Origin of the sequence: Veillonella sp. 3891 (assembly GCF_003992315.1) — a bacterium.
Classification (GTDB): Bacteria; Bacillota; Negativicutes; order Veillonellales; family Veillonellaceae; genus F0422.
Window position 1 is genome coordinate 1 of the sequence record NZ_RQVE01000027.1, and the last position, 3,995, is coordinate 3,995.

Genomic DNA, 3,995 nt, shown 5'->3' on the forward strand with positions numbered 1-3,995 from the left:
AACCTAAGCGATGATGGCAAAAATGCAGTCAAAGACTTAGCAGCAGGCGCTGTAAAAGTAGCTGCTGGTAAAAATGTAAAGGTTACAGATGCTACGGTTGACCATGTAACAACATACACAGTAGATGCTATCGATACGAAAGTAGAAGCTGGAGAAGGCCTTGAAGTTACAAACGGAGATACAGTAGATACAGCTACGAATACGCGTAACTACACAGTGGCATTGTCTCAAGCTACAAAAGATACATTAGCGAAAGTAGAAAACTTAGCTAACACAGTAGGCACAATCGGTGCAGATGGCCGTGATGGCAAAGCAGGCACTGGTAAAAAAGCTGATGATGCAACGGCAGTAGCAGGCGATAAAGGCTTAACAGGCCAAGACGGCTTGAACGGTCAAGACTTAACATCTAAAGTGAATGCACTTCGTAACGGCGAAGCTGGAACAGTGGTGTATACAGATGAAAATGGCAACCGTGTTGTGAAAGCTAATGACGGCAAATGGTATGATGCTAAAGCTGTGACTGACAAAGGTGAATTAAAATCTGCGGATCAACTCCCACAAGGTGTAACAGCGACTCCAGTAGATGCGCCGCAAGCTCGTTTAGTGAACCCAGATGGTACAACTACAACAGCGGATACAGCAACAGGTACGAAATTGTCCAACATTGCGAATGGCACAATTGCTGACAAATCGAAAGATGCTGTCAACGGCGGTCAATTGCATACTGCTAAATCTGAACTAGCAACAGCCCTTGGTGGCAATGCAGGTGTTGACGGTAACGGCGTATTAACACAACCTACATACAGCATCACAAAAGATGATGAAGCAGGTGGCAAAGAGACTGTTAACAATGTAGGTGCAGCAGTTGATAAACTAGATACTCGTATCAATACCGTGAAAGAAATGGCTGCGAAACCATTGACTTTCACAGGCGATGATAAAAAAGATGTAACACGTGCATTAGGTACTACCTTAACTGTAAAAGGTGCGGAAAACTTCACACCAAGTGCTACCACTCCAGAAGCAACAGCAGCCGGCGTTAACATTCGTGTGGAAAAAGATGCCACTGAAAATGCGAACGGTTTAGTGGTGAAATTGGCAGATACCTTAACTAACATGAAAGGTATCTCTGGTAATGGCACAGATCCATTGACAATCAAAAATGGTGACAATGCAGTTATCACAGTAAAACCAGGTGCTAATGGTGCAAAAGGTGATGTAGACTTCGGTGGATCCAAATTAACAAATATTGGCGAACCAGGTGCTAATACAGATGCAGCGAATAAAGCCTATGTAGATAGCAAAGTTGGTGGCGTAGCTAACTTAGGCTATAAAGCAAATGGCGGAACAGCTAAAACAGTAGCGGTAACAACAGGTCTAGACTTTGTTCAAGGTGATGGCACAACGGCGACTGCAGAATCTGCAAAAGCTGGTATCGAAATCGTAGCCGGCGATAATGGTAAAGTAACATTTGGCTTAAACGAAGCGACTCGTAATGCTATTGATAATGCGGCGAATAAAGCCTTAGGTAACCTAAGCGATGATGGCAAAAATGCAGTCAAAGACTTAGCAGCAGGCGCTGTAAAAGTAGCTGCTGGTAAAAATGTGAAGGTTACAGATGCTACGGTTGACCATGTAACAACATATACAGTAGATGCTATCGATACAACAGTAGCTGCTGGAGAAGGCTTGTCTGTTTCAGGTGGAGATACAGTAGATACAGCTACGAACAAACGTAACTATACAGTGGCCTTATCTCAAGATACAAAAGATACATTAGCGAAAGTCAGCGACATTGCTAAAGCAGTAGGTGTAGATGGTGCTAACGGCATCGATGGCCGTGATGGTAAACCTGGTACAGGCGCTGATGCTGGTATGGGTAAAGACGGCTTAACAAAAGAAGATGGTCTAAACGGTAAAGACTTAACTACTAAAGTAAATGCGTTACGTAACGGCGAAGCTGGTACAGTGGTGTACACTGATGAAAACGGCAAACGTGTTGTAAAAGCTAACGATGGCAAATGGTATCCAGCTGAGAAAGTAGATGCTAAAGGTAATAAACTGGACGGAGCTACAGAAGTGGCAACACCACAAGCTCGTTTAGTAAACCCAGATGGTACAACAACTGGTGGTACAACTAAATTAAGTAACATTGCAGATGGTGAAATCAAAGCTGGTTCTACCGATGCGATCAATGGTGGCCAATTACATAGTAAATTAGCTGAAAAAGCTGATAAATCAGATATTACAACTATCAACAATACATTAGCGGATAAAGCTAATGCGTCTGACTTGAATACGTTGGCAGAAAAACCGCTTACTTTCAGTGCAGATACTGGAACTGATGCAGCTCGTAAATTAGGTGAAACATTAGCTGTGAAAGGTGCGGCAAACTTCACACCAGCAGCAACTGCAACACCAGGTGTGAACATCCAAGTAGCATCCGACCCTACGAATGGTTTAACTGTAAGCTTAGCAGATACGTTAACAAACATGAAAGGTATCTCTGGTAATGGTAACGATCCATTGGTGATCAAAAATGGCGACCAATCTATTACGATTACACCAACAACAGCGGCGGAAACAGGTCCTGATGGTGTAGTAACGAAACCAGCACAAGTTGGAAAAGTAGATTTTGGCAATTCTAAAATCACAAGCAGCGCCACACCTACAGATGCGAATGACCTTGTTAATAAAGGCTATTTAGAAAAAGCAATTGAAAATGTAAATAATGTTGCTACTGGCAATGCTAGCTTGGGTTACAAAGCTAACACAGAAGAAGCTAAGTCGGTTAATGTTAATACTGGTTTACACTTTGTTCAAGGTGATGGTACAACTGCAACAGCTGAAGCAGCTAAAGCAGGTTTACATATCGAAACAGGAGATAATGGCAAAGTGATCATTGGCTTGTCTAATGATGCGAAAACAAAATTAGACAAAGTAAATGATATTGCTAAAGCAGTAGGTGCTAATGGCGTTGATGGTCGTGATGGCAAACCTGGTACAGGTGCTGATGCTGGCATGGGCAAAGATGGTCTAACAGCAGAAGATGGCTTGAACGGTAAAGACCTAACATCTAAAGTGAATGCATTACGAAACGGCGAAGCTGGTAGCGTGGTGTACACGGATGAAAACGGTAACCGTGTTGTGAAAGCTGATGATGGCAAATGGTACAATGCGAAAGCTGTAGATGAAAATGGTAAATTAAAATCTGCAGATCAACTTCCACAAGGTGTAACAGCTGATGAAGTGAAAACTCCGCAAGCTCGTTTAGTGAACACAGATGGAACGACAACTGGTGGTACAACAGTATTCAACAACGTAGCCTCTGCGATTCCGGTTGCAGCAGCTGATGGTGCTAAGCCTACATTCTTAGACAACTTGAACACAGCTGCAGGCGATGCAAAAACGAAACATGCGGCAGTCAACGTAAGTGACTTGAACAGCACAGCTACTGAAATCATTGCAAAAGGTTTAACATTCCAAGGTAATGATGGAAACGACATCAAAAAACAATTGGGTGAAACCTTACATATCGTTGGTGAAGGCACAGTTCCTGCTACGACAACAACAGCAGCAAATAATATCCGCACTAAGAAAACTGATGATGGCAAACTAGAAATCGGTTTGGCAAAAGACTTAGTAGGTATTACTTCTGTTACGAATGCAACAACTACTGATGGCGCAGGTACTAAACTTGCCTTAGATGGAGATAAACTGACTATTACGAATACACAACCATTGCCAGCGGGGGCAGCTGCTGATGCAAAACCGGCTGTGACAACAGTGACAATCGGCAAAGATGGCATCAATGCTGGTGATAAAGTGATTTCTAATGTAGCGGCTCCAACTGTAGGTACAGATGCAGCCAACAAAGATTATGTAGATACACAAGTTGGTAGCGCAGCGAATAAAGATTTAGGCAACCTAAGCGATGATGGCAAAAATGCAGTCAAAGACTTAGCAGCAGGCGCTGTAAAAGTAGCTGCTGGTAA

Annotated in this window: 1 protein-coding gene; it reads left to right on the forward strand. The window is 42.9% G+C overall.

What is annotated here, in order from left to right:
- Window positions 1-3,995, forward strand: a 3,995-nt coding sequence (locus EO118_RS08495; protein ID WP_206168413.1) for a hypothetical protein, incomplete at both ends; no start/stop codon positions are given.